Raw genomic sequence first — 24,589 nt, 5'->3', positions numbered from 1 at the left:
AAATGGAAAACGAAACAGCGGGCGCACCCAAGAAGCTGGTCCTTTATATCGCCGGTCAGACACCGAAATCACTGGCGGCCATCCAGAACCTCGAGCGCATCTGCGCCGAAAGCCTGCCGGGCAAATATGTCATCGAGGTGATCGACCTTCGAAAATCGCCGCAGCTGGCGCGCGAACACGGGATCGTCGCCATTCCGACGCTGGTTCGGGAATTGCCGACGCCGATCCGCAAGATCATAGGCGACCTGTCGAATACCGAGAAAGTTCTCGTCAATCTGCAGGTTGGAGAGGGTGAATGAGCCTCGAGGCAGTTTCGCGAGCAGAGGCCCTGAACGCGGATCTGCGCCGGCGGCTCGAGGAGGCCGAAGAGGTCATCCGGGCGATCCGCGAGGGCGAGATCGATGCGCTGGTCGTTCGCAACCAGAAGCGGGAGGAGGAGATCTTCACGCTCGAGGGAGGCGTCGAATCCTATCGCTCCTTCATGGAGGCGATGGATCTCGGCGCTGCTGCCTTCGATGGCCACGCCAACCTGCTTTATGCCAATCAGGCGCTTTGCGATCTCTTTGCCGTTTCCCGTGACGCGCTGGACGCAAAGCTGCTCTTTGAGGCAATCGGTGCGGAGGCTTCCGCCGTCATTGCCGCTTTGATCGAAAAGCCGACGTCAGGAGCGGCCGGGGTGCAGATCAAGCTCGGACAGGGCGAGGCGGCGCGTTATTTACAGATTTCGGCAGGCCGGATGATGCTCGGGACGAATCCGGGCATCGCCATGAGCTTTACCGACATCACCGCCCGCATCCGGGCCGAAGAGCGCAAGGAAGCCGAGCGGACCGTACTCGCCATCCTGTCGTCTGCGGCAGAAGCGGTCGTCGTTTGCGATCTCGCCGGAATCGTCACGCATGCCAATACGGCGGCCTTCGGCCTTGCCAACGGCGACCCGATCGGATCGCCCTTCGACAAGGCCTTCGCACTTGACGTGCGCGGTGCGACCGGGCTCATGCAGGGCGAAGATTTCCTGGCCGTAGTCGTCGAAGGGCAGTCCATCCAGGGAATAGAGGCAATCGCGCCGAAGAGCCGCGGCGGCAAGGACGTCCTCGTCAGCGCCTCGCCGCTCATCGTCGGCGACGGTAAAGTGACGGGCACGGTTGTGACCCTCGTCGACCTTTCGCGCCGCAAGGCAGCGGAAAAGCAACAGCTTCTGCTGATGGGCGAACTCGATCATCGCGTCAAGAACACCTTGGCCCTGGTCGTGTCGATCTCCAATCGCACCGCCTCCACCGAGGATACGATCGAGGGTTTTCGCAAGGCCTTCTCGGGTCGCATTCATGCGCTGGCGGCCACCCACAACGTGCTTGCCGACCGATCCTGGTCCTCCATTCTGCTGACGGAGATCCTCGCTGCAGAGCTTGCACCCTATGTCAGCGACCTCGGCGCCAAGCTGAAGATCAGCGGCGAGGATGTCGAGATCCTGCCCCGCGCAGCCATCGCCTTCGGTCTTGTCATTCATGAACTGGCGACCAATGCCGTCAAATACGGCGCGCTTTCCAACGATCACGGCCGGATAGAGATCGCCGTCAGGCGCGAGGCAGCCTCCATCGAGGTCTGCTGGACCGAGATCGGTGGTCCGCCGGTCACGCCGCCGACACGGAAAGGGTTCGGGGACACGGTCATCAACCGCAGCCTGCAATATTCTCCGAATGGCGGGGCCAAGCTCGATTTTCATCCTGAGGGCCTTCGTTGCGCCATCCGCGTGCCGGTAGAGGATGTTGCGACTGTCTGACCCGGTCCGGTAGGACCCATTAACCGGGCCGCGGTCGCCCCGGCGCAGGATGCGCCAGCGCTGTCCAGATTAGAGCATTTACCGGGCTCGATGCTCGCGCCATCCGCACGGGTAAACCGTGTGGATCGACCCGAGCAACTGACGGCCCGGCCATGCCCGGCGATGCCCCTGAGCGCATCACGGACCACCCCATGCCGCCGACAATTCGGCGATTCCGTTTGATCGCTCCGGCCCCGCCGCGCCCTTTACCGGCGCCTGTGCGCTATTGGCAAAGACGTTGGGAACAACGGGGCAATAACGAGGTTTGCCAGCGTTAGCCCTCTTCATTTCAAGCCAGGAGAAGCACATGTCTGACAACGCACCCGCAAAGGGCCTCGCCGTTATCACCGGAGCATCAACGGGCATTGGCTATGAACTCGCCAGATGCGCCGCACAGGATGGCTACGATCTTGTCATCGCCGCAGATGAGAGCCGCATTGCGCAAGCAGCCGACGATCTGCGCCAAGTCGGCGGAGCCGTCGAGGCGGTCGAGGCTGATCTGTCGACCGTTGACGGCGTCGACAGGCTGATGGAACGCATCGAGGCCGACGGCCGTTCGGTCGACCTTTTGATGGCGAATGCGGGTCGCGGCCTCGGCAAGGGATTTCTTGATCAGGATTTCGCCGAAGCGCGCAAGGTGGTCGACACCAACGTCACCGGCACCATTTATCTTGTTCACCAGATCGGCAATCACATGCGGGCGCGGGGAAAAGGCCGCATTCTTTTGACCGGCTCGATTGCCGGCTTCATGCCGGGCTCCTATCAGGCAGTCTATAATGGCACGAAAGCCTTCATCAATAGTTTCTCCTTCGCGCTGCGGGAGGAGCTGAAGGATAGCGGCATTTCCGTCAGCTGCCTAATGCCCGGTCCGACCGAAACCGAGTTCTTCAAGCGCGCGGACCTCATGGACACATCGGTCGGTCAGGCCAAGAAGGACGATCCGGCCGAGGTGGCCCGCATCGGCTACGACGCGATGCTCGACGGCGAGGGCGATGTCGTCAGCGGCTGGAAAAACAAGTTGCAGTCAGCCGTCGCCAATGTCACCCCCGCCAGCATGCTCGCTCACCAGCATGCCAAGATGGCTGAGCCTGGCTCGGGCGCGAAATAGGCGCTTGCCGCCTGGCGGGCCGACTGCAGCTCGCTCATCCGGGCAAGGAAAGGACCGAGACCAAGGGAAGATGGTCAGAGGCCACTCTGGCAAGAGGATCGTCGAGAACAAAAGTTTTCGACACCTCGATGTCCGCGGTGACGAAAATATGGTCGAGCCGCAGGATCGGAAACCGCGATGGAAAGGTCGGGCGATAGCCGGCGGGATTTGCGCGCTGCGCATCGCCAAGCGTTCGCGTCGCCGCTCGATAGGCTGCCGAGCTCGGAACTGCGTTGAAGTCACCGCACAGAACCGCGCTGCTTTTCCGCTCGCCAAGCCAGCCCGCTCCCAGCAGTGTATTCACCTGCTGGATGCGCTCGCGCCCCCGCAGCCCGAGATGGGTATTGATCACCAGCAATTCATGACCAGCGACTTGGATCTCGAGCGCGATCGCGCCTCTCGGCTCGCCGATCGAGGGAAGGGCGTCGGCCTTAATCGTGCCGGTCGGAAGCGCCGTGATGATCGCATCGCCGTATCGCTCCTCGGCGACGGTCATGCTCGGGTGGAAATGGGCCTGCATTTTCAGAAGTGAAGCAATGGCTTTTGCTTGGTCGACACCGCCAGTTCGGGATCGAAAAACGTCGACTTCCTGAAGCGCCACAATATCGGGCCTCGCCATCGCGATAACCGCGGCGATGCGCGCCGGATCAAGTTTTCGATCCGTACCAATACAGCTGTGGACATTGTAGGTGAGGAGGGTGATCGTTTGACGTGACGGCATTTCATGGCCTCTGACCAGCAAGGAACACAACAAGCCTTCATTCGTTCCACCTCAATGTTCTCATTCGCATTCAGGTGAAATCAAATGAGCATGAAATCATTGCTTTGGAAGGCGATGTTCGTGGCTGCGCTCGGCCTCGCCGGCTTCCTTCTCTACCGGATTTTCCATCAATATAGCGCGAACCAGATCCTCGAATCCTTTGCACGTATCCCTGCTTACAACCTCCTTCTGGCCGCACTCGCTGCAGCGGGCTCCTACCTCTGCCTCACAGGCTTCGATTTCCTGGCGATCCGCTCCATCGGCAAGAAGATCGCCTATAGGCGCATTGCCCTTGCATCCTTCGTGAGCCTGTCCCTTGGACACAATATCGGCTTTGCCGGCCTGAGTAGTGGCGCCTTTCGATATCGCTTTTATTCGCGATGGGGATTGTCGACCGAGGACGTCGCGAAGATCATCCTCTTTTGTGGCGTGACGGTGGGCATGGGACTGGTTGGCCTCGGCGGTATGGCGCTGATCGTCAACCCCGCCGACGCTGCGGCGCTGTTGGGCCTGTCAGAGGCAAGTGCCAGGGTTGCAGGCCTGGGCCTGCTGTTGGTGCTGATGGCTTATGTGGTGGTCGCCGCGCTGGTCAGGGCGCGCCTCCATCTCTGGCGCTGGTCGCTTCAGCTGCCGTCGCCTGGCATTGCCATCCTGCAGGTTGCCGTCGGAACGTTAAATTTTGCCTTCGTATCGGCCTGTCTGCACGCGCTTCTCGCAGCCTTCGGCAATGTCGCCTTTCTTCAGTCTGTAACGGCCTTCGTACTGGCCAATTCTGCCGTTTTGGCAACTCATGTCCCTGGCGGACTCGGGGTGCTGGAGACGACCGTCCAGCATGTTGTTCCCGATGCCGCCTCGATCGGCGCGTTGATCGCCTTCCGGGCGATCTATTTCGTCCTTCCTCTTATCCTGGGAACGGGCCTTCTTTTTATCTGCGAATTTATCCCGGGCCGTTCCCGCCCCGGGAAAGAACCGCAAGCAGGAAAGCCTGCGCAGGCGAGCTCAGCCTGATCAGGCTGTCTTCGGATCGAACAGCGCGGTTCCGATAACAGGGCAAAGCGGCCCGGGACCAACATCGGCATCGAGAGCCTTCAACCGTCCGAGCCCTTCATTCAGCGCATCGATTGCCCGAATGAGCGAGCCCGCTTCATCCACCTTTGCGGCGACGATTTCCGTCGAGGTACCCAGGTGCTCGGCAAGGAGCTGGCAGCGCAGCTTCGCGATCGCCGCGAAATGGTCCGGCGTCGTCGCATCCAGACGCATGTCGCATTCCGTATCCAGACCCTCGGACCGGTGGTTGAGGTTGGACGAGCCGATCCGCAGACTTTGGTCATCGGCGATCAAGAGTTTGGAATGAACGAGGACCTCGATCTCGCTGGTGTCATCGGGGACCACCGGATAAAAGACCCGCAATCGATCATGGCGATCAGCCTGTTTCAGCCGGCGGATCACCCTGCGGCGATTGCGCCCCATGACGAGCTGCTCGATGAAGCCATGCGAGCTGCGCGTACAGATGATCACGATCTCCGGCCCTTCATCTTCGAGGAGGCGGGCGGCCAGGGCCTTTGCGATGGTCTGCGAGGCCAGATATTGCGTCTCGATATAAAGATGCCGGCTGGCCGATCTGATGATGTCGAGCGTCATTTGAAGGCCCTCGCTGACACCGCCACGGGCCAAGTCTTCCCGCTGGGTCAGCGCGAAAGCTGCCGGCATGCGACGTGCCGCAACCGGACTGTGAAGCAAACGCTGGCCCGGCGCTCGGCCGGGGGCGGGCGCGGGGACAAGATTGCTATCGCCGCCCCATTCGATCCATCGCCGCCGAATGATTTGTCCGATCTGTCGGGCAGCCTCGCCGGTGACCATCGTCTGGACATCGTGGAGAGGATCATAGGAGCGACCGCTCGTATCGCGCCGACGGCTGTCTGAAGGTGCATGACGTCGATCGTCAAACCGTCGCGACGTCAGGTCAATACCGCCAATGAAGCCGACAGCGTCATCGATGCAGACCAGCTTTTGATGATGCGAGGCATGCCATGCATCATGGCGGGCAAACAGCATGCGGATACGCGGATGGGCCGGAAAATCGCGCCGAAAAAATAGCCTCAGCGACTTTTGCGAATAGATCGGTCCCATCGCCCAGACCAGGATCCTGACCTCCAGGTCGGGATTGGATCTGACCGCGGCCTGCAGCAGGTCACCGAGGCTTTCACTGGACAGACCGGGCTGCAGCAGGATGTCGGGATTGAAGTCCCACCCGACGACGAGGATCGAATTGCGCGCCTGACGCAGGGTTTTAGCAAGAGCGGCGAAATAATCCTGACCGTTGACGAGAAACGCGACGGCGTCCGCCTGGCCCTGAAAGGCGAAGGATGTTTGAGGATGGCCATGTGACAGATCTTTGGGCGAAGTCTCATGCGAGGCCAATGCGGTCGGAAAGCTGGTATCCATGGTCAACAAGCGTCCTGATCAATTTGATCCACAAACGCGAGCGTGGCCGCGCAGGTTCCACAGACCTGCTGTTCGGTCGAATTGGAATGAAGCGTCAAGGCTCCGCTTCCGCAACGGCCGATCTTTGCCCTGGGCAAATCCGCAATGCAACCGAAGGAGCCCGCGCCAGGACTTCGAGCCGGCGTCGTTCAAGCGATGTGACCGCCAGCGTGCTCCAGGCGCAAGGCGACGACGTGCGAGAGCTGGCCCCGAGACCGAAATGATCGAGCAGAGTGATCGGACCGCGTCCGTGCCGCACCGCCAAGGCAGGTCGCACCGATTGGCAAGAGCTGGAAGAGGCTGAACCCTAAGACCGAGATCCTGGGCGCCGGCCGATCCGGATCGCGCGTGATCACCGTGGGACCAAAACCGGGTGAGCCCTGTTCAGGCTGCCGTTCGCAGGGAGGCAGAACGGATGACGGAAAACCTTGCACATGTCGGCAAGACGCGGCTTATGTTGAGGCTTCCCGATCTGCGTCAGGATCTACGGCGTCTCTTCGACAGCCACGGCTTGTTGCAAGAGCTTTGCGAGGCCCATGAAGAGGCTTGTCTGATGCGACTGCGGCCAAGCATGTGATGTGCCTGATACTTCTCTATTGATAGAATATCGCATGTGCTGCCAGGACATTGAGGAACAGCCGAGACATATGCAGCCGCCGTCTCGCCGCGGGCTGGGCCCCGCCAGCAGGGTGTCTATCGTCAGGGCGTCAGATCCTCGAGAGCCAAGAAAGGCATCGGCACGAAGAGCTTGGCAGAGGCGGACCTGCAGCATTTGCCAAAATCATCGGTTCGTCGCTCAAGGGCGCCTAAACCGGCAAATCTGGCGCAGGCTACCTCCTCACGAGAAGGCAAGTAAGTCCTAAGCAGGCACCCGCCAATGTCCCCGGCGAGGCCCGATCGCTAAGGGCGCGACAGAATGCCCGAGAAGAGCTGGCGGAGCATGCCGGCCATCATGCCGGTCTCGTGGGGATCGCCTGTCATGAGAGCAGACGTGACGTTGCGCATCTGCTCGAAGGTGATGTGGGGCGGAAGCGGCGGCACCTCCGGATCGGTCTTTACCTCGAGGATCACGGGGCAACCGGCCTCGAGTGCCGACTTCCAGGCAGTGCCGAGGTCGTCAGGGCGATTGACGAAGATGCCGCGAAGGCCGATCAGCTCGGCGAATTTATGATAGGGCATGTCGGGGATCGTCTGGGATGCGGCGAACTTCGGATCACCTTCCATCACCCGCTGTTCCCAAGTTACCTGGTTCAGGTCCTCATTGTTGAAGACACAGATGACGAAGGTCGGGTTGGCCCAGGTCTTCCAGTATTTGGCAACGGTAATCATCTCCGCCATGTTATTCATCTGCATTGCGCCGTCGCCGACGAGCCCGACCACCGGCCGATCAGGCTCTGCGAACTTCGCCGCAATAGCATAGGGAACTGCAGCTCCCATCGAGGCGAGGCCGCCCGACAAGGACGCCTTCATGCCGCGGCGGATCTTCAGATCGCGCGCATACCAGTTGGCGCAGGATCCGGAGTCACTGGTAATGATCGCGTTGTCCGGCAGTCGCGGCGACAACTCGGTGACGACACGCTGCGGATTGACAGGATTTGCGTCCACCCTTGCGCGCTCGTCCAGTGTCTTCCACCAGTCCGCGACGCTGTTCGCAACCGTCTTGCGCCAACTGTTGTCAGCCTTCTGTGTCAGGAGCGGCAGCAGCGCAAGCAACGTCTCGCCCGCATCGCCGGTGAGGTTGAGCTCCATCGGGTAGCGCAGTGACAGCATGTCCGGATCGATGTCGATCTGCACGCCGCGCGCCTGGCCTTCCGCGGGCAGAAATTCCGAATAGGGAAATCCGGATCCGACCATGAGCAGTGTGTCGCAATCCTGCATCAGATCCCAGGATGGCTTGGTTCCGAGAAGGCCGATCGAGCCGGTGACCCAAGGCAGGTCGTCTGGAAGGGCAGCCTTTCCAAGAAGGGCTTTTGCCGCACCTGCCTGCAGGCGGTCGGCAACGGCGATCACCGCGTCGGTTGCGTTCAGTGCGCCGGCGCCGACCAGAATCGCCACCTTTTTACCGGCGTTCAGGATGTCAGCGGCGGCCTGAAGATCGTCACCATGCGGGAAGATGCGTGGACGGCTGTAGCCCGGTCCTGAATGCACTGTCCCATGTTTGCGCGGCGGCTCCTCATAGGGCATCTCCTGAAGGTCGTTCGGCAGGATGACGGTCGTCACCGTCCGGTTGGCGAGCGCGATGCGACAAGCCCGGTCGATCAGATGGCGGACCTGCGCCGGGGTCGAGGCTTGCTGGACGAAATCACCGGCGACGTCCTTGAAAAGGGAGGCAAGATCAAGTTCCTGCTGATAGTGGCCGCCTAGCGCATGTCGCGCCTGCTGGCCGACGATTGCGAGCACTGGCTGATGATCCATCTTGGCATCGTAAAGACCGGTGATCAGATGCGTGGCGCCTGGTCCCGATGTTGCGATGCAGACACCGAGCTCGCCGGAAAACTTCGCGTGGGCGCTCGCCATGAACGCTGCCATCTCCTCGTGGCGTGCCTGGATGAATTCTATTTTTCCGGACGCGCGTTGGAGGGCGCCGAAGACGCCGTTGATGCCATCGCCGGGGTAGCCGAACAGGCGCCGTACGCCCCAGTCCTTCAGGCGCGAGACGACGAAATCGCCGACAGTCTTTGGCATCGAATCTCTCCATTCCGGACGGCGCCTGATCGCGCCGCTGTTGCCAACCGCCGTCGATAAGTCGATTGCGGCTGGAGCTTAGGCTGTCAGACAACCAGGTCGCCCCAAGCGCGATCCCATTCGACCCCCTCGGCAAGTTCAATGAGAATAAGGTGATCGTCCCGCACGTGGCTGCGTGCGATTTCGAACGCGGCGGCCGGGCTCATCTCCTCGCCCGGGAAGACAGCATCGTCGTCTTTCGAAGCGACAACCTTGCGGACATAGCCGCGGATCTACCCTATCATCGTTATAGCCAGGGACAGGAAAACGAGGGTGACCTCGTCATCAAGTTTTACCGATCCGGTGAAGATTGTCACGGCGATCTCCTGTCAAATCTCGGACGGGTGTCAGCCCGCAGGTATGAAGGGCAACGCTTCGCAACCGATATCGCTGTAGAGCTGTCCCGAGACGATCAAAGACTGCCGCATAGCCTGGACGCGCCTCTCGGCGTCATCCAGGGAATAGGCCCAAATTTCAGCAGCCCAGGTCTTATCTTTCCAGTGGTACTGCAACGCGAACTTGTAGATTTCCTGCCCGTTCTGGTCGATCGACACGTAATCGTGGTCCGGCCGGTCTGCAGCGGCAGGCTGCGATCGGAAGTTGATGATCTGCATGATGTCCTGCGCCTTTCCGAAGATGGCTGGCCTTAATCCAGCTGCACCGGCTTGATCGTGGCAACGGAGATCTCGCCCTCGACCACGCCGCGTATGAGGTCGCTACGATTGCGCTCGACCTCGACGACCGTATAGAGTTTGTCGTCGCGAAAAGCGCTTGCATTGATCGTGGTGACGTCTTCGGCGGGCGCCGAATCCACTTCCATGAAATCCAGTTCGCGGCCCGAGGCTACGATACGGGCATCACCGGGCGTGCGCGCTGCCACCAGGACAATCCCGTGATTGAGGCTATTGTCCCATCGCGGATCATCCGGAGCGGCGATCGGCTCGAGCCTATAGAGGTTCAAGGCTTCGTTCTGATCGCCGGCAGCCGCCTCCGCTTGCGCGTCAAGCATCTGTGCAAGGCTTTCCACGGAGCGACCGAAATGGGTGGTACTCGTGGCATTGTTGACGGCATCATCACCGCCACGCAAGACATTCGACATGCTTATTCTCCTCGTTCGGGAACACAACCAGCATCGGCGGAGTTGGTTCCCGGTAATCGAGCTAGCGTGAACATCCGCCGCGTGATGCCTGTTTTGGATGCGGAGGGCTGCGCGCACTATCCCGGCGCTTTCCGCGTCGACCAGGTTTCCACGCGGTCAGCCCACATTGCCAAATTGGAGGTAAAATGCCCGATCAAGTTGACGAACAACAAAAGCTCTGGGATCTCATCGAAAAAATCGGCTTTTGCATGCTGACGACCCATAATGGCCTGGACCTTAAAGCGCGTCCAATGTCGGCCTATGTCGAAAGGCTGGAAAACGCCATCTACTTCCTTACCGATGTTGCAAGCCATAAGGATGAGGAAATTGCTCGATACCCGCACGTCAATCTGGCCTTTGCCGATCCTGGCCACCAGAAATATGTCTCCATCTCTGGCACAGCCGTCATCCAGAACGACCGCGATAAGATCCGCGAGTTCTGGGCAACGCCCGCCAAGGCCTGGTGGGACGACGCGGATGATCCGTCCATCCGCATTCTCAAGGTGACACCATCTTTCGCCGAATATTGGGACAGTCCCGGCACGCTGGTCAGTTATATCAAGATGGCCGCCGCGGCGGTCAGCAAAGCGCGACCGGATATGGGGGATCACGTCGAGGTTGATCTCTGATCGCATGGCCGGGGAAGCGATCAGTCGGGAACATCGCGCCTTGCTGCATGTTCCTGACACAGACGAAATCGGACAGCCCACCCATGTTACAGATCGCTCTGTTGTTGATCCTTGCCGTTGCTGGCAGACCACTCCTCTACGCCTGTCTCGGCTACGCCGATTACTTCCTGGAACAGGCCCGGAAAAAACGGCAATTGCGCGAAGCGTTCAGACGCCGGCGGGACTAAACATAAGGCGTCGCCGGCACCTGTCGGGAACAATCCGCATCATCTGGCAGAGGTGCTGTTTGTCGCCCAGAGCGGCGGGCACAACGAAAAAGGCCGCCCGCCGGGCGACCTTTTGGTGTGCTTGCCTTAGGCGACCTTTTGGCCCTTGGGGTTGGCCTGCGCCTGCGCAAGCTGCGTCAGCTTCTTGTCGGTCGCTTCCTCTTCGGAAAGATTAGCCTTGAGAAGAGGAACGGCATCTTTCAGTCCAAGCTGGTTGGCCCAGGCGATCAAGGTGCCGTAGCGCGCGATCTCGTAGTGTTCAACGGCCTGCGCCGAGGAGATCAGCCCTGCATCGAGCGCAGGTGAGCCCTTGAACTCCTCCATGATTTCCTCACCTTCCGCGATGATGCCCTGGATCGCCTCGCAGGTCTTTCCCCGCGCCGGTTTTCCGACAAGCTCGAACACCTGCTCCAGGCGCTCGATCTGTCCTTGGGTCTCGTCTCGATGCTGGATGAAGCCGGCCCTGCCTTCTTCGGACTGGGCTGCGCGCGCCATCTTCGGCAGAGCCTTCAGGATCTGCTTTTCGGCAAAGTAAATGTCCTTCAGAGTGTCTAGAAACAGGTCATCCAATGTCTTAGCGGTTGCCATAGTGGCTCCTCCTGTCAAATGGGTTATCGCTCCTTGCCGACATTCGCCGCCGTACGAGGGCCTTGATCAATGCGCGCCCTGCCTTGATGTTCCCGTACGCCGCCGTACCGGAACACAAACCGGTGACACACGTTTTAGTTGGTTGGTATGGCCGAGCACTAAGCCCTGTTCGATCGCAGAAAGCTTTTATCGCAGTGATCAAAGTTTGCCATCAGGACGCAGTTGTGAAGCGCCAGTGAATGGCAGCCGGATCTACCGAGCTGACCCGATCCGGGCGGGCTTCGAGGAGCCGCCTCACAGGCACCAGCCTGCGAGGATCGCCGATCTCAGGCGGCACTGTCAGTCCCGCATTTAGATAATAGAGTTCCATTTCCTGCCGCAGGGCCCGGATTTCAAAGCCAGTTCGTCCTTGCCCCATCCATTCCGTCAGGATGACGTCGCAAAGGATTGCTGGGCTTATCATTTCGCTGTCGAGATTATCCATGCGTTCGGCACCGGCTTTTGCGAGGCATGCTTGCTGATCTACGGCGACCAGCCGCCAAAATACATAGCATGCAACGCCCGTTCATACCCAACCGATTTCGCAGCTCGGCATTTGCCGACGGTATGTGCATGGTCTGGCTTCGGAGGACGCGCGCTCAGATCTCGGGGCATCCCCTGACATTGGCAAAGCTCATGCGGTCTGGCCTGCCGCTTCGGGTAAATCCCTGAACCGTAATGCTGCGCGGGGTCTCGCGGATGATCTGCGCCCGGCGAAGTCCCGCATCGCGGGCGTTGTCCAGCGCATCGCGCGGATCGCAGCGGCGGCGCGGGCCGCGCTCATAATAGCGATCATCGTAACGGTCCCGATCGTGGTTCTGGACCTCGACACCGCCAGGACCGAGACGCAGCTCGACCTGCGCATCGGCGATCGATGGTGCGGCGAAACTGGCAATCACCGACGATAAAAGCACTGCTTTGAAAGCGATATTCATATTTACCTCCATGGCGCTGATATCCGAACTTGCAACATTAATTTTGGTTCCATCGCATCCGGGTGGCGCTCCCTTGCCGATGGTCGCTGCGGCAATCCTGCGGTGCGGGCCCATTTCCCGGTTGCCTTTCGACCCAAGCTTGCAGGGCGCATTTTTTCTTCAGCGAATTTCAACGCTGCCAAGCCGCGCGTGCCGCGATCGCCTTTTGTTGAGTGGGCCCCATACCGATAACCGATCATGGCGATCGCACGGAAGGTGCGTCCTCACTCAGCTGCCGTCCTGCGGCAATCCGGGCCAGGTGCTCGCTTCCTCGGATCATCCCTTCCAAAGCGGAGGTCCTGTGCCCGATCGGGCGCGGGCCCTGCCATCCCAGCCTGGCCGATTTGCGGCGATACAATCCGTTTTCTGATCAGCCAGATCGGGAGGATCCCTGGCGTCAACGCGCCAGCAAGTGTCAGTCCAGCGTCATCCGGATGTCTTACCAGGCCAGATCTCTTGAATTTGTTCATGCCAGCAACTCCTCTTCCCATTTCGAACGTCGAGGTATCGTTACGGTTCCGGCGCGCGCTCGAAAAGCGAGTGATTGCCAGCCGAGCGATCGTGGCGAATGAAACCTTGCTGGGGCTTCTTTAATCGGCGATTGCCGGGCCGCGGCTAGGCGTAAGGAGATGGCGATGGCAGGTTCGGTAAGCGCTTGTAGCTCCAACGAATGCCGACCCGTCGGCGCTAGTGGCTCTCGTCGTCGGAAATATCTTCCAATGTGACGCCGGCAAGTTCCTCGTTCAGTTTTGCTATGTCGCCGAGCGACAAGATGCCGGTGATTTTTCCACCATCATCAAAAACCAAGAGGCGGCGCATCTGAAGCTCGGACATACGGTGGGCCGCCTCGCGAAGCTCGGTACTTTCCAGGCAGCTTTCGATCCCGCTCGTCATTATTTTCGAGATTGGCCCGGCGATATCGACGTTTTCGGCGACGGCGCGCACGACGATGTCCCTGTCGGTGACAATCCCGAAGACCTCATTCCCAACGACAGGGATGACACCGGAATCAATTTCCGACATAAGCCGCGCGACATCGCGGATGCTGATATGAGGCGCCACAGTCACCACCTGTCTCGTCATTACGTCTCTTACTTGCATGCTGATCTCCTGGCTTGGCCCCCGAACCAAAACACCCGGGCCAGCTTCGTGGTTCCACTCAAGCGCCTGTTCGCTTCATGGAGACCGGTCGGCTGTGCACGGATATGACCGGCACTTCTGGATGCCGCGGCACGTCTCCAGCGCAGCGGGAACCTGGGCCCCGGAGCGAAGTTCAGTTCTTCAAAGGGCCAAAGCGAAAGACGACGATTTTGAACCCAAACTGGATCCATTTATGCATCGACATGCAGCGGATGTTTGCCGAAGAGACGCCCTGGCATGTTGCCTGGATGGCAAAAGTCTCTCCTGCCGTCGCAGAACTTGTCGCACGTCACCCCGAAAGAACTCTCTTCACGCGTTTCATCCCGCCTGCGCGCGCCGATCAGATGCCAGGTGCGTGGCAGGCTTATTACCGCAAGTGGGAGGATATGACGCGTGAGCGCATTGGCGAGGATATGCTCGATCTCGTCCCGGAGCTTCGCCGTTTCGTACCGCCTGCCCGAATCTTTGACAAAATGACCTACTCGCCATGGATAAGCGGCAAGCTGCATGCAGCGCTGCAGGCAGAATCCGTCGATACACTCGTGGTCACGGGCGGTGAAACGGATGTGTGCGTGCTAGCGGCGGTACTGGGCGCAATCGATCTTGGATATCGCGTGCGCCTGCTGACTGATGCGGTCTGCAGTGGCGCTGACGACACGCACGATGCCTCGCTTGCCTTGCTCGGAGACCGTTTCTCAGTGCAACTCGAGCTCCTGGAAACCGAGAGTTTTCTGAGGGACGCATCAAGGGTCCAGTTGCGATGAGGCGCGCGCCTTGGATGCAGCGGGGCGACCCCGCGGAGATCGTCTCCACAGGGTCAATCGAGATTACTTGTTCAGATCCTTTGCCATCTGAAGATGGTGTTCCAACGCAGGACGGGTTTTTGCGGCCCAGGCCTTGAGCTCGGGATTGTCCCCCTCCTCGCCATAGCGCTTGAACAGATCGACGGCCTCCTCGTGCACGTCTTCCTGGTCGGAATGATAGAGTTTGGTGAAGTCGTCGCCCTGGAGCTTGCTGAGATCATCGAGCATGCTTTTGTGTGACGATGTCATGGAGGCCGGGACAGCTGCCTTGACCTTACCGCCGGCAATCATCGCCTTCAGTTCCTCGGAGGTCTTTTGGTGATCCGCCACCATCTGCTGGGCGAATGTCTTCGTCTTGTCATCGGCGCGTTCGAGCGCAAGCTTGCTGGATTCGATTTCGAACATGTCACTGCTGGCTGCTTCGAGTACGAAGTCTTCTGTTTTCGGCGCCATTCCCATGACCGAGTTCACGCCGGTTTTCTCGGCTGCCGATTGTGCAAAGACCGAGGTAGTGGCGGCGGCGAAAATGATCGAAGCGGTTAGAATGTTCTTCATGAGGACCTCCTTTTGGACCGGGATGCAAAACAAGGATCGGTGCTAGTTGTTCCCGGGCGCGAGGAACAATGCGACGCAAGCGAAGTTGCTTGCCAATCAGAAAGGAGCCGCGAATGCCCGCCATCGACATTTCCACACGACCGGTTGAAGAGATTGCATCGCAGCTTTCGGCCATGAGCATCGAAGAGGTTTTCCTGGCGATGCGGCAGCTGGAGACCGCCAGCGAGGCCGTCGACGTCGCCGGGCGCGAGCAGATACTCTCGCGCATCGCGCTGGTGGAGGAGGAAATCGAAGCCCGGTTTCCAGGACAGCTACTTGCCCCTTATCGAAACTGGAAGAAAACCCATCCACTCTTGTAGATGCACTCGCGCATCTTCTGCAGCCAGAGGAGGCTAACATGAGCAGTTCTGACAGGACCACCGATCACCAGACGATCCGTGACTGGGAGAGAAAAGGCCGTCCCTCTGTCATCCGCACCAAAGGTAAAGGAGGCCTGCTTCGCATCGATTTCGGCGAAAAGGAAGAGGCGTTTGAGGAGATCGGCTGGGACGAATTCTTTCAGATCTTCGACGAAAACAAGCTGGAATTTCTTTATCAGGAGGAGACGAAGGATGGCAAAACGAGCCGGTTTGCCAAATTCGTTGAGCGAAACTAGACTTGGCGTCTGGCCTTGATCGGAACGGTGACGATGAATTTCGATCAGCAGAGAGAGATTGCCGAGCGGCTTGGGGTAGCAAATCGGTTCGATCAAGCCACAGAGGCGCAACGTCGCATACGGTTTCTCGCCGACTATGCCCGCACCGCATCCTGCCGCTCCCTTGTGCTCGGCATCAGTGGGGGCGTCGATTCCCTCGCCGCAGGTCTGCTTGCGCAACACGCCGCCGCCTCTCTTCGCGACGTTGGATACAGCCTCCGGTTCATCGCAGTTCGCCTTCCCTACGGCAAACAGGCAGACGAGGATGACGCGCAAAAGGCACTGGAGGTCATTTCACCGGATCGGGTCGTGACCATCGATATCAAACCTGCCGCCGACGCCACGCTCGATGGCGTCAAGCGCGAGGCGAGTGATCTCCTCGAACAGACGCGACTTGATTTTCACCTTGGAAATATCAAGGCCCGCCAGCGCATGGTGGCTCAATATGCGCTCGCCGGAACGACGCGCGGCCTTGTCATCGGCACGGATCATGCGGCCGAGGCGGTCATGGGCTTCTATACCAAATTCGGCGACGGCGCCGCCGATATCCTGCCGCTCGCGGGCCTCACGAAACGGCGCGTGCGAGCGCTCGCAGCGCATCTCGGTGCACCGGATGATCTGGTCTTCAAGATCCCGACCGCCGACCTTGAATCCGATGCGCCTTTGCGGCCGGACGAGGATGTCTATGGCGTGACCTATGATGAGATTGACGACTTCCTGGAGGGCAGGGACGTAACGCAGGCGGCTGCGCAAAAGATCCTCGCTGCCTATCAGGCAAGCGAGCACAAGCGCCAGCCGCCATTGTCGCCGGGCTAAGGCTGGCCCATTTGATGCGACCTGGTGTTCCACTGATCGTACGCTGGATGACGGAGAGCCTAAGATCGGACCATGGTCCGTATTGCAAGGAGGGGGGCGGTGATATGTCTCGATCTCATGGTGGGAGATCGAATGAGAACACCGCTGCTCGCCGATATAAGGCATGCAATAAGCTTTCTGTCCTCTCTGAATGAGATAGAACGCCGGTCCCTCGTCCTGCGGATCGTCGGTGAACTGGTGCGCCATCGCGAAGGCGTGCTCGGGCATTCGCCCGCAGCCGACTGCGTTTCGATCGACCGGCTTATCGCCGCCATGTCAACCGCAACCAGCGAAATCGCTGGCATGGACGATGACCACCTTCGGCTACTCCTGGAAGAATGCGAAAACCTGGTGGCAGCGCTTCAGAGCATTGCAAAACAGCGCGCGGTGACGACCCTGCACTAACGCCGCGGTGGGCGTCGACGGGTCCGCTCAGACAGGCGCCTTCATTGATGATGTCGGATCGCGCGCGCTCATCAAGATCTGCCGGCTCGATCCTCGTCGCCTCCCGGCGACCCCAACATCGACAGTATCTTCCATTTTCTCCTGCTCTGGGTTCAAAAGGTATCCAGCCGCGCGCGCGTCTTGGTCGACAAGCGCCGAGAATGCGAACAACCAGGAGAGGTTGGCGTTCGGTCCGCTAGCGTACAGGCATGCATCAATCGCGCGTCTGAAGCGTTTGCAGGTGATCATGACTTCTTGGGAGAGCTCAGATGGCTGACGATACTGCCGCGCCGCGACCACGCCTGTCCACATCAGCCAAACAAAGGCGGGAAGCCTTCGAGGAAACAGATCGTGTGGCGCGCAGCGCAGTGGAGGAGGAAAGCCGGCGCCGCGGCGAGAAGAGCGCCAAATTGAAAGCGGCAAGGCAGCAGGCCCAACAGCAGGGTTCGGACCCATGACGGCAGGCAGCGCGGAAGGCTCGGCGGACACGAAAGGATGCCACCTTCAGGACAAGCCGTGCCATCGCCATTCTGCCGTCGCCGTTTTTAAGGCGCTGGCTGAACCACCCCTACCAGGAAGCGATACGATGCCCACCGACGCGGGCGGGGCATGCGCTGTCGGAGGCGGACGGTGGCCTCGATCTTAGGGCGGCGATCCGAGTATCGCCTTGCAAAGGATGATTTTTGTTGCGAACGACCGATCAGACCGGGGGTGCCCCGCTTACACGTGACCCGGCCTTGGAAAAGACCTCACGTCCGCCAGCTGCATTCATCGCCGCTCGCCTTTTGGTCGCGGCAGAGCAATCCGAAAAAGGACTGATCTATGTTGCATCGGGCGAGGGCAGCGCACGCACGATCTTTGATGCGGTAGCCTGCCTTGCGGCAGACCTGAAGCCTGTCTTCTTTCCTCCCTGGGACTGTCTGCCGTTCGACCGGGTACCGCCCTCGCGGCAGTCGATGGGACTGAGAATGGAGGCGCTATGGCAATGGGCGCACGGTGACGGATCAAGATTGCTGGTAACGTCGCTCGATGCGCTCCTCCAACGCGTGCCGCCTCAAGCGGTGATCGAGGCAAGCCGATACGAACTCAGGGTGGGTGAGCCATTTGACCGCCTCGCCTTTGAGCGTTTCCTGCAGCGAACGGGCTATATAGAAGACAGTGTCGTTGATGATCACGGCGAATACGGCATTCGTGGCGAATTGATCGACATCTTTCCCGCCGGAGGGGAGCATCCTGTGCGGGCCCTGCTCACGCACGGGGATAGGATCCGGGAGTTGCGCAGCTATGATGCGCTGACGCAACGGACGCAAGGGAGCCTCAACACGATCTCGTTGGGACCGGCTTCCGAAGCGATACGTTGCGACGGGCAGCCCGAAAGTACCGAGAGTGCGCCGTCTCCATCGCAGTCCGACATCGCACGGCACCTGTTTGGTCTTTATGGCAACCTTCAAACTGCGTTCGATGCGCTCGGCGAGGTGCCAATGATCTTTGCAGCTGGTTCCGAGGCGCGCGCCGCACGTTACCTCGCCATCATCGACGACGCCAGGCAGGCCGAGCGTGTCTTGCGCGCAGGGACGCTGGCAGAAGCACAATCCCTCTATCTCGACGAAAAAGAATGGCAGGCGGCGAGGAGGAAGGTCGCGTTACAGGAATTGGATCTTCGGGGCGGCGAGCCTGTCCCGAAATTCTTCGAGACGCCACGTCCACGTCGGGCAGTTGCCGAGTTCATCGAAACTGCGCTCGCCCATGAGCAAAAGCTGGTGCTGGCAGGGCGTGGGGATGTCTTCGACACCCTGCGCAGGCGCGCCGAACGGACCGGAAATCTCCGCGCCAGGCCCGTTCTGCAGTGGTCCGATGTTGAAAACGCCCCGCCTGGATCTCTGCTCACACTTGCCGGCGACCTGGAGCAGGGCTTCGCCTCTGCCGCCGATAATCTCGTCGTTATCGGACTTGGCGATGTCCTTGGATTGCGATCGCCCGCAGGCGCACAGGCGCTTTCCGAGCCCGAACTGCAACTGGGCGATGCGGTGGTTCACGAGGATCACGGGATTGGTATTCTGGCTGACCTGGAGAGCTTGCAGATTGATGGGCTGATCCAGGACACAGCCCGGCTCGAGTATCGCGACGGCGCATCGATCCTCGTTCCGATGAAGGATTTCGGCAAGATCTGGCGATATGGCGGCCAGCCGGAGGCCGTGCCGCTCGATCGCCTTCACACGGAAGCATGGGCCAAGCGCCGGCAGACGATCGCTCGCGACATCGCCCTTACGGCTCGCCATCTGCGCCGTCTCCAAAAGCAGAGACAGGAGGCAAAAGCGCGTTCCTTCGTGGCTCCTCTTCGCGACTACGAGCAGTTCGTCTCTCATTTTCCCTACATTTTGACGCGCGATCAGTCTGAAGCCATCGATGCCGTTCTGACGGATCTCGCCTCGGGGAGGCAGATGAGCAGGCTCGTGTGTGGCGATGTCGGTTTCGGCAAGACAGAGATTGCGCTGCGGGCTGCAGCCGTTGTGGCGCTTTGCGGCGCACAGGTCGCCATCGTGGCGCCGACAACCGTTCTGGCGCGCCAGCACTTCGAGACATTTGAACGTCGTTTCGCGCGGACCGGGCTCAGGATCGCCATGTTGTCCAGGCTTGTGTCCAGGAAAGAAGCGGCAAGGATCAAGGCCGGACTGGCAGACGGTGAAATCGACATCTTGGTGGCGACCCATGCGATTCTGGCGCGAGATATCAAATTTGCCGATCTCGCACTGCTGGTCATCGACGAGGAGCAACGCCTGGGAACACGCGCCAAGCAGAAAATGAATACTCTTTCGCCCGGGCTTCACCGGCTCACCATGTCGGCAACGCCCATCCCACGCACCCTCCAGGCTGCGATGGTTGGCATACAGGATGTCAGCCTGCTGAACATACCCCCGGCGCGCCGCAGGCCCGTGAGGAGCCATCTCGTCGAGGCCGACCCAGTCGCCATGCGCACGGCGCTCCTGCGTGAGCACCGGCGAGGCGGGCAAAGTTTCGTCATCGTTCCACGCATTGAGGATATCGATCATCTTGCCGGGATGCTCAAGGAGATCGTTCCCGAATTAACGGTCAGGATCGCGCACGGAAAGTTGCGTGCAACAGCCCTTGACCGGGTCGTGGTCGATTTCGCAAATGGCGACGGCAACGTTCTTCTGTCGACCAACATCATCGAGAACGGCCTTGACGTACCGCGGGCCAACACGATCCTCATCTGGAATGCCGATCGCTTCGGTCTGTCTCAATTGCATCAGTTGCGGGGTCGGGTCGGTCGCGGCCAGGCGCAAGCCGTGGCCTATTTCCTGACAGAAGCGCAGCATCAGATTGCGGAGGAATCGCGCCTTCGGTTGTCGGCCCTCGTCGAACACGATCGGCTGGGAGCGGGGCTGTCGATCAGCCTGCAGGATCTTGATATCAGGGGCGGAGGCGATCTAACCGGTGAGGACCAGGCCGGCCATATAAAGGCGATCGGCATCAGCCTCTATCAGAAGCTTCTCGAAGACGCGATCGCCGCAGCATCGAAGAGGTCGTCTTCGTCAAATGGGCCGGTTTCGACGGCGATCGGCGAGAGCGCGTCGATACCCGCCGATTATATTCCCGATCCAACATTGCGCCTGAACCTTTACGCTCGTCTCGAAAAAGCGTCGTCTGTCGGCCAGATCGATGAACTTGCAGAGGAGTTCGAGGATCGATTCGGCGAGCTGCCCCCGCAGATCGTGACCCTCTTGCGGCTCGCCAAACTCAAGACCGTTGCCCGAAAATGCGGTATCGAAAGGCTGGAGGCCGGCCCGACAGGACTGGCGGTCGGCTTTCGCACCAAGCCCAAACCCAGCCTTCTGAAAGTCCTGTCGCGCGGAAGGGACGCTGCGTTGCATGCGGATCGCATCGTGTTTGCGACCCCGACGCACTCGGGCAATGAGCGAATTGGCTTTTTTGAGGATCTGTTTGCGCCTTTGATGATGTCGCCACCGTTCGACAAGGCAGATTCTCATCGTCGGAGGTAATGACATGGAGATGGTAACAATGATCGGCTATGCGGCCTCTTTATGTTCGGTAGCAAGCTTCGTGCCGCAAGCGCTCAAGATCGCGCGCAGCCAGGAGACGGCGGCGATTTCGACAAGAATGTACCTTCTGACCGTCACAGGCTTTGCCTTGTGGACACTGTTTGGTCTGCTCCGCAACGAGCTGCCGATCATCCTGGCAAACGCAGCCTGCTTCTGTCTCTCGACCTTTATACTTGGCGTCAAATTGCACGCGCGCGCAAAGCGCCGGCAGTGAAAGCCGCATCGTGAGGATGGAACACTACGAGATCTATCGCCGAAAGGGCCGATTTGCAGCCTGGCCGGCCAACTACGGAGCTTGGGCCTGGGACGCGGAAGTGCTTGCAGTGTTTGCCGCAGGATGGAAAGGAACCCAGGGAAGATTGCATGCTCGAGACAAGAACAGCCCCTTTCCACCGCTGCAGGCCCGCAGCCTCGATGGCGGTCGTACATGGGCGATCGAGCCCTTCAACGCCATCATTCCCGGCGGCGAAAGCTTGTCGGCTGACGAGCATCTTTCTTCGCGGCTAAAGGCGGGAGTGCATTTCGATGGCGCCGTGTTGGGGCCTCTTCGGACCCCGGTAAATTTTCTCGATCGGGAAACGATTGTCATGGCCGCCCGCACGGGGCTTGGCGGGAGTGCACTCAGCTGGTTTTACGTCAGCCGTGATCGCGGCAAACGCTGGGATGGCCCCTATGCCTTCAACGGATTGATGAAGGACGGTCTTGCTGCACGCACCGACATCGTCGCTCTTTCGGAAAAAAAAGCCCTGTTCATGTTGACGCGCGCCAAGGCTGACGGAACGGAGGGGGAGACCTTTTGTGCGGAGACGTGCGACGGTGCAAGACGCTTCCGCCTGGTCGGAACGCATGTCCAAAACCCCGAAGGCTACGCGATCATGCCGGCAAGCGCCAGCCTTCCTGACGGAAGCATCCTGTCAATCCTGCGATGTGGGCACGGCGTCGACAGTCGCGGCTGGCTTGACGCCTATCGATCTTGGGATGGCGGCTGTACATGGCATCGCTTGGGTACGGTCGTCGACAGCACGGGCAAGGGCGGAAACCCTCCCAGTCTGGCTATGTCGGCGGAGGGGCGCCTGTTTTTGGTCTATGGTGTCAGAGATCGGCCTTTCGGCCTGCGCCTGAAAACAAGCTCGGATGGCGGCAGGACCTGGTCTTTGGAACACATCATCCGCAACGACGGGCGCCTGCCCGATCTTGGCTATGTACGTTCGATCCTGCGCACCGACGGAAGCCTCGTCTGCGTCTACTACTTCAACGAGGGCGACGAGCGTTATATCGCCGCCTCCATTATCGATACGAGCGAGCTTATATGAGATCCCGGCGCCGCAACAGGCTCAGTCAGAACGCGGATCGGGACCTGCCCAGACGATGCCGGATCGAGTTCCTGTCGTGGCTTCCACGTGCCACTCGATCTGAAAGCCTATCCGTTCCAACGCAGCCAGAATGTCCGCCCGATGGTCCGCTCCCATGGCACCAAGGGTCGCATTCAAAGCGGTAAGCCCGCCCTGCCTGTAGATTTCGATATATTGGTCAATGATGATCGGTGCTTCCATTGCCGTCGCCACTCCCTTCGCTGCAAGAACACCGAAACGACACGCAAGTTCCAGGCCTCGCGTCGTTCTGATGGTCGTGATGCTTCGCACCGAGCAATCGAGGCTTACATCGACGGACGGACGAGCCAAAGGTCGCGTCCCCAGCGAGCCCGTAACCTCGCTATTTTCCGGAGACAGCACTGCAATGTCTGCCATCGTACAGACGCTCATTCCAAGCCATAGCCTGGGAACTCGAGCGGTCAGAAAACGTTTGATAGCCGGGTCAAAACAGGGATGGTACCGATGAGCAACAATCGCAACGAATGGATCGCCGAGCGTGCCTATTCTCTTTGGGAGGAGGCTGGCAAACCCTTTGGCCAGGATGAGATCCATTGGCGCCAAGCCGTACTTGAGCGCGACCTCCTGGAAAAAACGCAGGCGTCCGCCGACGGCAGGGAGGTGATAGAGCGTCCGAGGCTGGCGCTATCGCAAAACGAGCCGCGCAGCGTCCTCGTTGTCGAGGACGAGCATCAGCTTCGCTACAATATTGTCGACTTTCTCGATCAAGCCGGCTTCCGGACCCTGGAGGCTGCCAATGCCGATGAGGCGCTTGTCCTTCTGAAGAACAACGTCATAGACACGCTCTATACGGATATCGACATGCCTGGAAGCATGGATGGCCTTGGGCTCGTTGCCAAGGTGCGCATATCCTGGCCGTCGACGCGGGTAATCGTGACGTCAGGGCTGGTAAAGCTCTCGCATAAGGATGTCGCCGCCGGCGTCACCTTTGTCGCGAAGCCGACGGCAGGGTTGGAACTTCTAAAGCTGATGGCCTAGCAAAACGGCGTCAGCCATGACTGCTGCTTGCGAGCATCGAGATCTGTGGTTTCGGTACTCTCAAGATCAACCGGCTCAGCGACAGATGCCGAGCATCCCGTCTTTTCTTCCGGCAGGTCTCGCTGGTCGGATGATAGGAGGGATATCGGGAAGCACACCGGCAAAAAACCTTCTTCACGCCCCGAGAACCGGGACGCAGGAGCCGCTGTCGTCAGATCAGGCTGTGGCGCAGTCGGTGCTGAACGCCCGAGCCTGATTGCATGGGCCAAGCATTGTCATCAGCGCGGTTGCAAGGAGCAACCGATTGATCCTGGATAACATCAGAACCCGTCCTCGTTCGAACGCAGCGACAGAGCTGAACTTGGTTCCGAGGCGCCGCCTGCGTCTGACTAAACCGTGAGATTGGCTGCCCCGCATTCGTTTTGGTCTTAAGGCGGAACAATGAGCCCAAATCTAGGTTGACACCTTGCAACCAACGCAAAACCCCTGGAGAATCACATGCGTACGAAAATCATTATCGCGTCTCTCTTCGCTCTCGGCCTTGCTGGTCCGGCCTTGGCCCAGTCCAATCCGGCGCCGACAGGAGCCACCATCGACCGCAACACGAACGATGCCGGCGGCGGCGCGTCCAGCGACGTCAAAAAGCCCATGTCTACCGATAACACCACGACCGGCAGCACGAGCTCCAATGGTTCAGCCAACGCAAACTGCAACGGCAACGAAGCTGCCAGCAGCACTGGCACCGGCAACCTGCAGACACAGGGCGGCAGCAGCAACGCAACGCCGATGGACGAGGCCTGCGCGGCGCACAACAATTAACCTGATCCAGCTGGAGGAGCAGCCTGCTCCTTCAGCTGATTTGCCTTCTCTCAAGGCCATCGGCCACGCCCAGGCCTTCAGATCCTCGTTTCGATGTCATGAAGCTGCCGGTTCGATCAGGGGCACCTCCAGCCGTCACCCCACGTCCTTCATCGTTGATAATAAAGCCGAACGGGTCTCCGATGCTTGAGTGCAAGGAGGATCCACACCAACGCACGTTACTGCCCGGGCCCGAGCGACAAGCTATACCAGTGCTGGCGAGG

General features: G+C 59.8%; 27 protein-coding genes. 16 read left to right on the top strand and 11 right to left on the bottom strand.

Features of this window, described 5'->3' with window-relative positions; all coding sequences use genetic code 11:
* The first annotated feature begins 2 nt into the window (after positions 1-2).
* The 3 genes from FHT93_RS20460 to FHT93_RS20450 all read left to right on the top strand — a co-directional run bounded on the left by FHT93_RS20460 (position 3) and on the right by FHT93_RS20450 (position 2,924).
* Positions 3-299 carry a circadian clock KaiB family protein gene (locus FHT93_RS20460; RefSeq protein WP_112543828.1) on the top strand — a complete coding sequence of 99 codons (297 nt, stop codon included), beginning with the start codon at positions 3-5 and terminating at the stop codon, positions 297-299.
* Positions 296-1,777 carry an HWE histidine kinase domain-containing protein gene (locus FHT93_RS20455; RefSeq protein ID WP_112971359.1) on the top strand — a complete coding sequence of 494 codons (1,482 nt, stop codon included), beginning with the start codon at positions 296-298 and terminating at the stop codon, positions 1,775-1,777. The genes FHT93_RS20460 and FHT93_RS20455 overlap by 4 nt, the downstream gene beginning before the upstream one ends.
* A 346-nt stretch (positions 1,778-2,123) precedes the next feature.
* A complete protein-coding gene (locus tag FHT93_RS20450; RefSeq protein WP_183849139.1) occupies positions 2,124-2,924 on the top strand; it encodes an SDR family NAD(P)-dependent oxidoreductase in 801 nt (266 codons plus the stop codon).
* A 34-nt stretch (positions 2,925-2,958) separates the two neighbouring features.
* Here FHT93_RS20450 and FHT93_RS20445 read toward each other — a convergent pair whose 3' ends face one another.
* The gene (locus tag FHT93_RS20445; RefSeq protein WP_112971358.1) at positions 2,959-3,684 is read right to left on the bottom strand and encodes an endonuclease/exonuclease/phosphatase family protein; all 726 of its coding nucleotides are present in this window, start codon (positions 3,682-3,684) and stop codon (positions 2,959-2,961) included.
* An 84-nt stretch (positions 3,685-3,768) separates the two neighbouring features.
* Here FHT93_RS20445 and FHT93_RS20440 point away from each other — a divergent pair, with 84 nt between their 5' ends.
* Positions 3,769-4,731 (top strand): lysylphosphatidylglycerol synthase domain-containing protein, encoded by a 963-nt coding sequence (locus FHT93_RS20440; RefSeq protein WP_112971357.1) that lies wholly within the window; start codon positions 3,769-3,771, stop codon positions 4,729-4,731.
* Here the strand turns inward: FHT93_RS20440 and FHT93_RS20435 are convergent, their stop codons facing one another.
* The 4 genes from FHT93_RS20435 to FHT93_RS20420 all read right to left on the bottom strand — a co-directional run bounded on the left by FHT93_RS20435 (position 4,732) and on the right by FHT93_RS20420 (position 10,030).
* Positions 4,732-6,168 carry a phospholipase D-like domain-containing protein gene (locus FHT93_RS20435; protein ID WP_112543741.1) on the bottom strand — a complete coding sequence of 479 codons (1,437 nt, stop codon included), beginning with the start codon at positions 6,166-6,168 and terminating at the stop codon, positions 4,732-4,734.
* A 939-nt stretch (positions 6,169-7,107) separates the two neighbouring features.
* Positions 7,108-8,892, bottom strand: coding sequence for a thiamine pyrophosphate-requiring protein (locus FHT93_RS20430; RefSeq protein WP_113115997.1), 1,785 nt, complete (start codon positions 8,890-8,892; stop codon positions 7,108-7,110).
* A gap of 386 nt (positions 8,893-9,278) precedes the next feature.
* Positions 9,279-9,545 (bottom strand): hypothetical protein, encoded by a 267-nt coding sequence (locus FHT93_RS20425; RefSeq protein WP_112971355.1) that lies wholly within the window; start codon positions 9,543-9,545, stop codon positions 9,279-9,281.
* 32 nt (positions 9,546-9,577) lie between these two features.
* Positions 9,578-10,030 (bottom strand): hypothetical protein, encoded by a 453-nt coding sequence (locus tag FHT93_RS20420; RefSeq protein WP_112543744.1) that lies wholly within the window; start codon positions 10,028-10,030, stop codon positions 9,578-9,580.
* Between the two features lie 185 nt (positions 10,031-10,215).
* Here FHT93_RS20420 and FHT93_RS20415 point away from each other — a divergent pair, with 185 nt between their 5' ends.
* Complete coding sequence (locus FHT93_RS20415) at positions 10,216-10,698, top strand: pyridoxamine 5'-phosphate oxidase family protein (RefSeq protein WP_112543745.1); 483 nt, start codon at positions 10,216-10,218, stop codon at positions 10,696-10,698.
* A gap of 353 nt (positions 10,699-11,051) precedes the next feature.
* Here the strand turns inward: FHT93_RS20415 and FHT93_RS20410 are convergent, their stop codons facing one another.
* The 4 genes from FHT93_RS20410 to FHT93_RS20395 form a co-directional block, all read right to left on the bottom strand.
* Positions 11,052-11,552 carry a ferritin-like domain-containing protein gene (locus FHT93_RS20410; protein ID WP_112971354.1) on the bottom strand — a complete coding sequence of 167 codons (501 nt, stop codon included), beginning with the start codon at positions 11,550-11,552 and terminating at the stop codon, positions 11,052-11,054.
* 211 nt (positions 11,553-11,763) lie between these two features.
* Entirely contained in the window at positions 11,764-12,036 is a 273-nt protein-coding gene (locus FHT93_RS20405; protein WP_112543748.1) for a hypothetical protein, read from the bottom strand.
* Between the two features lie 154 nt (positions 12,037-12,190).
* A complete protein-coding gene (locus tag FHT93_RS20400; protein WP_112971424.1) occupies positions 12,191-12,526 on the bottom strand; it encodes a hypothetical protein in 336 nt (111 codons plus the stop codon).
* A gap of 726 nt (positions 12,527-13,252) precedes the next feature.
* Positions 13,253-13,666 (bottom strand): CBS domain-containing protein, encoded by a 414-nt coding sequence (locus tag FHT93_RS20395; RefSeq protein ID WP_112543750.1) that lies wholly within the window; start codon positions 13,664-13,666, stop codon positions 13,253-13,255.
* A gap of 209 nt (positions 13,667-13,875) precedes the next feature.
* Between FHT93_RS20395 and FHT93_RS20390 the strand changes: the two genes are divergently transcribed.
* Positions 13,876-14,469, top strand: coding sequence for a cysteine hydrolase (locus tag FHT93_RS20390; RefSeq protein ID WP_281413465.1), 594 nt, complete (start codon positions 13,876-13,878; stop codon positions 14,467-14,469).
* Positions 14,470-14,532: 63 nt separating this feature from the next.
* On the opposite strand, the gene FHT93_RS20385 is transcribed toward FHT93_RS20390, so the two are convergent.
* Positions 14,533-15,063 (bottom strand): DUF4142 domain-containing protein, encoded by a 531-nt coding sequence (locus FHT93_RS20385; RefSeq protein WP_112543752.1) that lies wholly within the window; start codon positions 15,061-15,063, stop codon positions 14,533-14,535.
* Positions 15,064-15,176: 113 nt separating this feature from the next.
* Between FHT93_RS20385 and FHT93_RS20380 the strand changes: the two genes are divergently transcribed.
* The 8 genes from FHT93_RS20380 (at position 15,177) to FHT93_RS20345 (ending at position 22,451) form a co-directional block, all read left to right on the top strand.
* Positions 15,177-15,422, top strand: a complete 246-nt coding sequence (locus FHT93_RS20380; RefSeq protein ID WP_112543753.1) for a hypothetical protein — start codon at positions 15,177-15,179, stop codon at positions 15,420-15,422.
* Positions 15,423-15,460: 38 nt separating this feature from the next.
* Positions 15,461-15,718, top strand: coding sequence for a hypothetical protein (locus FHT93_RS20375; protein WP_183849137.1), 258 nt, complete (start codon positions 15,461-15,463; stop codon positions 15,716-15,718).
* A gap of 27 nt (positions 15,719-15,745) precedes the next feature.
* On the top strand, positions 15,746-16,573 hold the full coding sequence (gene nadE / locus FHT93_RS20370; RefSeq protein ID WP_112971423.1) for an ammonia-dependent NAD(+) synthetase: 828 nt from the start codon (positions 15,746-15,748) through the stop codon (positions 16,571-16,573).
* Positions 16,574-16,705: 132 nt separating this feature from the next.
* Positions 16,706-17,017, top strand: coding sequence for a hypothetical protein (locus tag FHT93_RS20365; RefSeq protein WP_112543755.1), 312 nt, complete (start codon positions 16,706-16,708; stop codon positions 17,015-17,017).
* A 308-nt stretch (positions 17,018-17,325) separates the two neighbouring features.
* Positions 17,326-17,514 (top strand): hypothetical protein, encoded by a 189-nt coding sequence (locus FHT93_RS20360; RefSeq protein ID WP_112971351.1) that lies wholly within the window; start codon positions 17,326-17,328, stop codon positions 17,512-17,514.
* A 228-nt stretch (positions 17,515-17,742) separates the two neighbouring features.
* Positions 17,743-21,078, top strand: a complete 3,336-nt coding sequence (locus FHT93_RS20355; RefSeq protein WP_246781663.1) for a DEAD/DEAH box helicase — start codon at positions 17,743-17,745, stop codon at positions 21,076-21,078.
* A 4-nt stretch (positions 21,079-21,082) separates the two neighbouring features.
* On the top strand, positions 21,083-21,352 hold the full coding sequence (locus FHT93_RS20350; protein ID WP_112543757.1) for a SemiSWEET transporter: 270 nt from the start codon (positions 21,083-21,085) through the stop codon (positions 21,350-21,352).
* A 16-nt stretch (positions 21,353-21,368) separates the two neighbouring features.
* Positions 21,369-22,451: an exo-alpha-sialidase gene (locus FHT93_RS20345; RefSeq protein ID WP_113115999.1), complete on the top strand. Its 1,083-nt coding sequence runs from the start codon at positions 21,369-21,371 to the stop codon at positions 22,449-22,451.
* A 21-nt stretch (positions 22,452-22,472) separates the two neighbouring features.
* Here FHT93_RS20345 and FHT93_RS20340 read toward each other — a convergent pair whose 3' ends face one another.
* Complete coding sequence (locus FHT93_RS20340; RefSeq protein ID WP_113146700.1) at positions 22,473-22,886, bottom strand: hypothetical protein; 414 nt, start codon at positions 22,884-22,886, stop codon at positions 22,473-22,475.
* 87 nt (positions 22,887-22,973) lie between these two features.
* On the opposite strand from FHT93_RS20340, the gene FHT93_RS20335 reads away from it, so the two are divergent.
* Positions 22,974-23,507, top strand: a complete 534-nt coding sequence (locus FHT93_RS20335) for a response regulator (protein WP_112543832.1) — start codon at positions 22,974-22,976, stop codon at positions 23,505-23,507.
* Positions 23,508-24,005: 498 nt separating this feature from the next.
* Positions 24,006-24,326 carry a hypothetical protein gene (locus tag FHT93_RS20330; RefSeq protein ID WP_112971350.1) on the top strand — a complete coding sequence of 107 codons (321 nt, stop codon included), beginning with the start codon at positions 24,006-24,008 and terminating at the stop codon, positions 24,324-24,326.
* Positions 24,327-24,589: the final 263 nt, after the last annotated feature.

The sequence above is a fragment of the Rhizobium sp. BK379 genome (genome assembly GCF_014193955.1).
GTDB lineage: Bacteria > Pseudomonadota > Alphaproteobacteria > Rhizobiales > Rhizobiaceae > Rhizobium.
Note: the sequence above shows the minus strand (reverse complement) of the source record. Positions and strands in the feature narration are given on the sequence as shown.

What these genes read in the sequence shown, in the direction of transcription:
- FHT93_RS20460 (WP_112543828.1), top strand. Translation starts at nt 3, where the DNA reads ATGGAAAACGAAACAGCGGGCGCACCCAAGAAGCTGGTCCTTTATATC.
- FHT93_RS20455 (WP_112971359.1), top strand. Translation starts at nt 296, where the DNA reads ATGAGCCTCGAGGCAGTTTCGCGAGCAGAGGCCCTGAACGCGGATCTG.
- FHT93_RS20450 (WP_183849139.1), top strand. Translation starts at nt 2,124, where the DNA reads ATGTCTGACAACGCACCCGCAAAGGGCCTCGCCGTTATCACCGGAGCA.
- FHT93_RS20445 (WP_112971358.1), bottom strand. Translation starts at nt 3,684, where the DNA reads ATGCCGTCACGTCAAACGATCACCCTCCTCACCTACAATGTCCACAGC.
- FHT93_RS20440 (WP_112971357.1), top strand. Translation starts at nt 3,769, where the DNA reads ATGAGCATGAAATCATTGCTTTGGAAGGCGATGTTCGTGGCTGCGCTC.
- FHT93_RS20435 (WP_112543741.1), bottom strand. Translation starts at nt 6,168, where the DNA reads ATGGATACCAGCTTTCCGACCGCATTGGCCTCGCATGAGACTTCGCCC.
- FHT93_RS20430 (WP_113115997.1), bottom strand. Translation starts at nt 8,892, where the DNA reads ATGCCAAAGACTGTCGGCGATTTCGTCGTCTCGCGCCTGAAGGACTGG.
- FHT93_RS20425 (WP_112971355.1), bottom strand. Translation starts at nt 9,545, where the DNA reads ATGCAGATCATCAACTTCCGATCGCAGCCTGCCGCTGCAGACCGGCCG.
- FHT93_RS20420 (WP_112543744.1), bottom strand. Translation starts at nt 10,030, where the DNA reads ATGTCGAATGTCTTGCGTGGCGGTGATGATGCCGTCAACAATGCCACG.
- FHT93_RS20415 (WP_112543745.1), top strand. Translation starts at nt 10,216, where the DNA reads ATGCCCGATCAAGTTGACGAACAACAAAAGCTCTGGGATCTCATCGAA.
- FHT93_RS20410 (WP_112971354.1), bottom strand. Translation starts at nt 11,552, where the DNA reads ATGGCAACCGCTAAGACATTGGATGACCTGTTTCTAGACACTCTGAAG.
- FHT93_RS20405 (WP_112543748.1), bottom strand. Translation starts at nt 12,036, where the DNA reads ATGGATAATCTCGACAGCGAAATGATAAGCCCAGCAATCCTTTGCGAC.
- FHT93_RS20400 (WP_112971424.1), bottom strand. Translation starts at nt 12,526, where the DNA reads ATGAATATCGCTTTCAAAGCAGTGCTTTTATCGTCGGTGATTGCCAGT.
- FHT93_RS20395 (WP_112543750.1), bottom strand. Translation starts at nt 13,666, where the DNA reads ATGCAAGTAAGAGACGTAATGACGAGACAGGTGGTGACTGTGGCGCCT.
- FHT93_RS20385 (WP_112543752.1), bottom strand. Translation starts at nt 15,063, where the DNA reads ATGAAGAACATTCTAACCGCTTCGATCATTTTCGCCGCCGCCACTACC.
- FHT93_RS20380 (WP_112543753.1), top strand. Translation starts at nt 15,177, where the DNA reads ATGCCCGCCATCGACATTTCCACACGACCGGTTGAAGAGATTGCATCG.
- FHT93_RS20375 (WP_183849137.1), top strand. Translation starts at nt 15,461, where the DNA reads ATGAGCAGTTCTGACAGGACCACCGATCACCAGACGATCCGTGACTGG.
- FHT93_RS20365 (WP_112543755.1), top strand. Translation starts at nt 16,706, where the DNA reads ATGAGAACACCGCTGCTCGCCGATATAAGGCATGCAATAAGCTTTCTG.
- FHT93_RS20360 (WP_112971351.1), top strand. Translation starts at nt 17,326, where the DNA reads ATGGCTGACGATACTGCCGCGCCGCGACCACGCCTGTCCACATCAGCC.
- FHT93_RS20350 (WP_112543757.1), top strand. Translation starts at nt 21,083, where the DNA reads ATGGAGATGGTAACAATGATCGGCTATGCGGCCTCTTTATGTTCGGTA.
- FHT93_RS20345 (WP_113115999.1), top strand. Translation starts at nt 21,369, where the DNA reads ATGGAACACTACGAGATCTATCGCCGAAAGGGCCGATTTGCAGCCTGG.
- FHT93_RS20340 (WP_113146700.1), bottom strand. Translation starts at nt 22,886, where the DNA reads ATGGCAGACATTGCAGTGCTGTCTCCGGAAAATAGCGAGGTTACGGGC.
- FHT93_RS20335 (WP_112543832.1), top strand. Translation starts at nt 22,974, where the DNA reads ATGAGCAACAATCGCAACGAATGGATCGCCGAGCGTGCCTATTCTCTT.
- FHT93_RS20330 (WP_112971350.1), top strand. Translation starts at nt 24,006, where the DNA reads ATGCGTACGAAAATCATTATCGCGTCTCTCTTCGCTCTCGGCCTTGCT.